The 5,085-nt window shown below is 54.6% G+C and carries 5 protein-coding genes, 1 tRNA gene and 1 pseudogene; all 7 read left to right on the forward strand.

Annotation, left to right across the window (positions count from 1 at the left end; all coding sequences use genetic code 11):
• Positions 1-209 (forward strand): annotated as a pseudogene (locus ACI9KD_RS16735) (4-(cytidine 5'-diphospho)-2-C-methyl-D-erythritol kinase); the annotation flags it as partial.
• 58 nt (positions 210-267) lie between these two features.
• Positions 268-342: transfer RNA gene (locus ACI9KD_RS16740), tRNA-Gln, on the forward strand.
• A gap of 135 nt (positions 343-477) precedes the next feature.
• Positions 478-1,410 (forward strand): ribose-phosphate pyrophosphokinase, encoded by a 933-nt coding sequence (locus tag ACI9KD_RS16745; protein ID WP_414982314.1) that lies wholly within the window; start codon positions 478-480, stop codon positions 1,408-1,410.
• 101 nt (positions 1,411-1,511) lie between these two features.
• Entirely contained in the window at positions 1,512-2,171 is a 660-nt protein-coding gene (locus tag ACI9KD_RS16750) for a 50S ribosomal protein L25/general stress protein Ctc (protein ID WP_414982310.1), read from the forward strand.
• Positions 2,172-2,331: 160 nt separating this feature from the next.
• Positions 2,332-2,958 carry an aminoacyl-tRNA hydrolase gene (pth, locus tag ACI9KD_RS16755; RefSeq protein ID WP_414982311.1) on the forward strand — a complete coding sequence of 209 codons (627 nt, stop codon included), beginning with the start codon at positions 2,332-2,334 and terminating at the stop codon, positions 2,956-2,958.
• Between the two features lie 2 nt (positions 2,959-2,960).
• Complete coding sequence (gene ychF / locus ACI9KD_RS16760) at positions 2,961-4,055, forward strand: redox-regulated ATPase YchF (protein WP_414982312.1); 1,095 nt, start codon at positions 2,961-2,963, stop codon at positions 4,053-4,055.
• 64 nt (positions 4,056-4,119) lie between these two features.
• Complete coding sequence (locus ACI9KD_RS16765; RefSeq protein WP_414982313.1) at positions 4,120-4,845, forward strand: esterase/lipase family protein; 726 nt, start codon at positions 4,120-4,122, stop codon at positions 4,843-4,845.
• Positions 4,846-5,085: the final 240 nt, after the last annotated feature.

Consider the following 5,085-nt stretch of genomic DNA (forward strand, 5'->3'; position numbering starts at 1 on the left):
ACCCGGTTGATAAGGCGTTGAATTGGTTGGCGAATTTTGGAGAGGCAAGATTGACCGGCAGCGGAGCCAGTGTGTTTGCGATCTTCGATAACGAAGCTCAGGCACTGGTAGCGCAGCGGCAAGTACCCAGCGAATGGCGCAGTTTCGTCGCTCAGGGGGTAAACCGGTCCCCGGCCTGGGAACAGCTAGACACGTTACTTCCCGGCTAAAAACGATTTTTGTGTGCAGTTTTAGTTTTAGTTTTAATTAACTAACACGCCCGATTATTGGGGTGTCGCCAAGCGGCAAGGCACCAGGTTTTGATCCTGGCATTCGGAGGTTCGAATCCTCCCACCCCAGCCATTTTTCTGTGATGGAAAACGTGGCGCTGCAGTGACCCCCTCACCTGGGGATCACTGCAGCGCCGAAACCTTCGACACATTGATGATCATTTAGAATTGAATGGCCGCAGGAAGGGATAAGGTGTCCGCAAAGTTGATGGTGTTCACCGGGAACGCCAACCCGGAATTGGCTCGCAAAGTAGCAAGCCGCTTGTATCTGTCATTGGGTAAAGCTGACGTAGGTCGCTTTAGTGATGGCGAAGTCGCTGTAGAGCTCAACGAAAACGTGCGCGGCAAGGACGTCTTTGTCCTACAACCAACCTGCGCACCCACCAATGACAACCTTATGGAGTTGTTGGTGATGATTGATGCACTGCGACGTGCATCGGCAGGACGCATCACCGCGGTGGTGCCCTACTTTGGCTACGCCCGTCAGGATCGCCGCGTGCGCTCCTCGCGAGTACCCATTTCGGCCAAGGTGGTTGCGGACTTGATGAACACGGTGGGCGTTGACCGCGTACTCACGGTTGACCTCCACGCCGAGCAGATTCAGGGCTTCTTCGGATGCCCGGTAGACAATATTTACGGTTCGCCGGTACTGAATGACGACATTCAGGCCTGCAACTACGAGAACGTGATGGTCGTGTCGCCGGATATTGGCGGCGTGGTTCGGGCTCGCGCGATAGCCAAGCAGCTTAACGAAGCTGAATTGGCCATCATCGACAAGCGCCGACCCAAGGCGAACGAGACCGAGATCATGAACATCATCGGTAACGTTGAAGGCCGCACCTGCATACTAGTAGACGACATGGTCGATACCGCCGGCACACTATGTAACGCCGCGAATGCGCTCAAAGAGCGTGGCGCGACAAAGGTCGCTGCCTACTGTACCCACGCGGTACTGTCGGGCAAGGCTCTGGACAACGTTCGTAACTCACAACTCGATGAGTTGGTAGTGACGGACACGATTCCTCTTTCCGACGAGGCGAGATCGGTCAGCAAGATTCGGCAATTAACGATTGCTGACCTGCTGGCAGAGTCGATTCGTCGCGTCTCGAACGAGGAATCCATCAGCGCGCTGTTTACTTAGCTCTGGCAGCTTACCTAGCTCTAGAGCAGCAACAGCGCTTTTTAAGTGGACGGGGAAGCTGGTCGCAGGCGACCCCCAATCCGACACAATAGGAGACAGTCATGTCTAAACAACTGGCCATTGCAGCCACACTACGTAGCGACCTGGGGAAAGGTGCGAGCCGCCGCCTGCGTCGTAGCGTCGATCACATCCCAGCGATCATTTACGGCGCCGGCAAAGACCCTGCGCCGCTGACCATCATCCGCAAGGATCTGGAAAAAGCGCTGGAAAACGAAGCATTCTACTCGCAGGTTATCGAGGTCAGCGTCGATGGCGATGTGCAGCCCGCGATTCTGAAAGACCTGCAGCGCCATCCAGCGCGCAACGACGTTATGCATGCGGATTTTCTGCGCATTGACGCCAAGGTTGCTATCAAGGTCAGCGTACCGCTGCACTTTACCAACGAAGAGCAGTGTCACGGCGTGAAGATCGAAGGCGGCATCATCGAGCATATGCTCACAGAACTCGAGGTTCTCTGTCTGCCAGGTCTTATCCCTGAGTACATCGAAGTGGATATGAAAAACGTCACAACCGCTGACATTCTCCACATCTCTGATCTCAAGCTTCCCGAAGGCGTAGTATCCACGGCTCTGGAACTTGGTGAAGATCACGACATGGCGGTAACAACAGTGAGTGCCAAGCGTGGTGCTAGCGAAGACGATGAAGGTGCAGTAGAAGCTCCTGTAGCTGACGCTGGCGACGCCGAAGGCGACGCCGAGTAATCCTCTGTCTACTTGCTTTCTCGGTTTTTTGGGATAGCGCTAGCAGTACCTGATCGAGGGCAGCGTTACGCTGCCCTCTTTCGTTGTACTGTGTTTGTACTATAGATTTCGTGTTGCCAGATACAGGCATCTTGAAAGACAGGTGTAAAGAGACAGATTCATGCCCTCCAGCATCCAACTCATTGTCGGCCTCGGGAATCCCGGCTCACAGTACGAAGGCACTCGCCATAACGCGGGCGAGGACTTTGTGCGCGAACTGGCGCGAGTTGCCGGTGCAACCATGAAAACAGAGAGCAAATATCACGGCGAAGTCGGCGAGGTGTTTTTTGCGGGTCACAAGCTGCGTCTACTCATTCCCGCCACGTTTATGAACCGCAGCGGCCAAGCTGTTGCTGCCTTGGCAAATTTTTACAAGATCGAGCCGATCCAGATTCTTATTGCCCACGATGAACTGGATATGCCTCCGGGTTCGGCGCGCTTTAAGTTCGACGGCGGTCACGGGGGCCACAACGGCTTGCGCGATATCGTGCCAGCGCTTGGCAACCGCAAAGATTTTCACCGTTTACGGGTGGGCATCGGTCATCCAGGATCCGCCAAGCAGGTGAGCAACTATGTGCTCTCCAAAGCATCACCGGCGGATCGCGAGGCGATCGCAGCGAGCATCGATGAGGCTATTCGCGCCTTGCCCTTGCTGCTGGACGGTGATGCAGGCAAAGCCATGACACGGCTACACAGTTTTGATGGTGCGGACCCTTCCCTTGGGAATACGCCGCCGATAAAGGAATAGTTATGGGATTTAAATGTGGCATCGTTGGTCTACCCAACGTCGGCAAATCAACATTGTTTAACGCACTCACTCGTGCCGGTATCGATGCAGAGAACTTTCCTTTTTGCACCATCGAGCCCAATGCCGGTGTGGTGCCCGTTCCAGACCCCCGACAAGAGAAAATCTCTGAACTCGTCAAGCCCCAAAAACAAATCGCCACGACCATGGAGTTTGTGGACATTGCCGGCCTCGTTGCCGGTGCCAGTAAAGGTGAAGGACTGGGCAACCAGTTCTTAGCCAATATCCGCGAAACCGATGCCATCGCTCATGTGGTGCGCTGCTTCGAGGATGAGAACGTCATTCACGTGGCCAACGCGATTGATCCGGCCGCGGACATCGAGATCATCAATACCGAGTTGGCGCTGTCTGATCTCGATAGTTGCGAAAAGCAGCTGTCCAAAGTGGTGCGTACTGCAAAAGGCGGCGACAAAGAATCCATCGCCATGAAAGCGCTGCTGGAAAACAAGCTGCTGCCATATCTTAACGAGGCAAAACCCATTCGTGGACTGTCGCTGGACGACACCGAACAAGCATTGGTGAAGACGCTATTCCTGCTCACCAGCAAGCCCACCCTGTACATCGCCAATGTTGATGAGGACGGGCTGGAAGGCAACGCGCACGTGGATGTGGTGCGTGCCATCGCGGCCGAAGAAAACGCCGAACTCGTCGTGATCTGCAACAAGTTGGAGTCAGAGATTGTTGAGCTTGAGGACGACGAACGTGCCGAGTTCCTGGCGGACATGGGCATGGAAGAGCCCGGACTCAATCGCGTGATCCGCGCGGGTTATAAGCTCCTCAACCTGCAGACCTACTTTACAGCCGGCCCCCAGGAAGTACGAGCCTGGACCGTAAAAGTGGGAGCAACAGCACCCGAAGCTGCCGGTGTAATTCATACGGACTTTCAGAAGGGCTTTATTCGTGCCGAGGTCGTGGGCTACGAGGACTTCATTACCTATAAGGGTGAGCAAGGCGCCAAAGATGCAGGTCGCTGGCGCTTAGAAGGTAAGGAATATGTCGTGCAGGATGGGGATGTGGTGCATTTTAGGTTTAATGTTTAAACCATCCAGCGAAGGGCCACGTAGTTACACAAACCCTTAATTACATCGCCTAAGTAAACGCCCTTTGCAAAACTACAAGATCTACCACTCTCCGCCTCCCGCTCCAGCACCGACAGCCATGGGCTTCCCGAACCTTCGAGGAGAGTGGAAGGTCGGCCGTGAAGCGCTACGTTTGGGACTCTCCTCACCCAAGCTGATACGCGCACCCCGGGGCCACGGCGAGCCCGTGTTGCTTCTGCCGGGCTTCAAGGCTCCCGAGTCGTCTATGTATCCCCTTCGTAGGCTGCTACGGCTCAAGGGCTACGATGCCAGCACTTGGGGGCTGGGGGTCAATCAGGGGGACGTGCAGCACTATGTTGATGCTCTGAAGCCGCTGGTAAAGGACAAGGCGGAATCCAGCGACTCAGCGGTAGCACTAGTCGGCTGGAGCCTCGGTGGCGTAGTCGCCCGCGAAATCGCCCGAGAAATCCCCGAATACGTGAGTACTATCGTTACTTACGGCACACCGGTAATTGGCGGCCCCTCCTTTACTGTAGGTGCAAACTCTTACAGCGCCGAAGACCGCGAGGACATCAACCAACTCATCAAAGAACGTAACGCGGCAAACCCGATACAAACGCCCCTGGCGATTGTGTTTACCCGCGCCGACACCATCGTGTCCTGGCCGGCCTGTATCGATAGAAACAGCACCAAAACAACCCATTACGAGGTGGACTCGACGCACTTTTCCATGGGAATAGATCCCACGGTGTGGGGGATTATTTTGGAGCGGCTAGATCAAGCACGGTAATTGGCAAGCATGCCCACACCTCAATTGCATAACGGCATTTGCGGCAGGGCGTCCGGCTTAGGCATCACAATACAAGCAGTTTCACTAAACAGTAATTCAAGGCAAACACCCAACATTGGATCTGGTATGCGATTTGTCAGAATTATTTACAGTGGAGACAAGAGCCCGCAGTCAAAAACGCCAAGCCGAAATTTAAGCCATTGTTTTTAAATAACTTTTCCCCTCAGGAATGATATCTGC

Source organism: Congregibacter sp., from assembly GCF_047617445.1.
In the GTDB taxonomy this organism is placed as follows: domain Bacteria; phylum Pseudomonadota; class Gammaproteobacteria; order Pseudomonadales; family Halieaceae; genus Congregibacter.

Bases quoted from the DNA above. Each gene is read 5' to 3' on its own strand.
- ACI9KD_RS16750 (WP_414982310.1), top strand. From the start codon at position 1,512: ATGTCTAAACAACTGGCCATTGCAGCCACACTACGTAGCGACCTGGGG.
- ychF (WP_414982312.1), top strand. From the start codon at position 2,961: ATGGGATTTAAATGTGGCATCGTTGGTCTACCCAACGTCGGCAAATCA.
- ACI9KD_RS16745 (WP_414982314.1), top strand. From the start codon at position 478: ATGGTGTTCACCGGGAACGCCAACCCGGAATTGGCTCGCAAAGTAGCA.
- pth (WP_414982311.1), top strand. From the start codon at position 2,332: ATGCCCTCCAGCATCCAACTCATTGTCGGCCTCGGGAATCCCGGCTCA.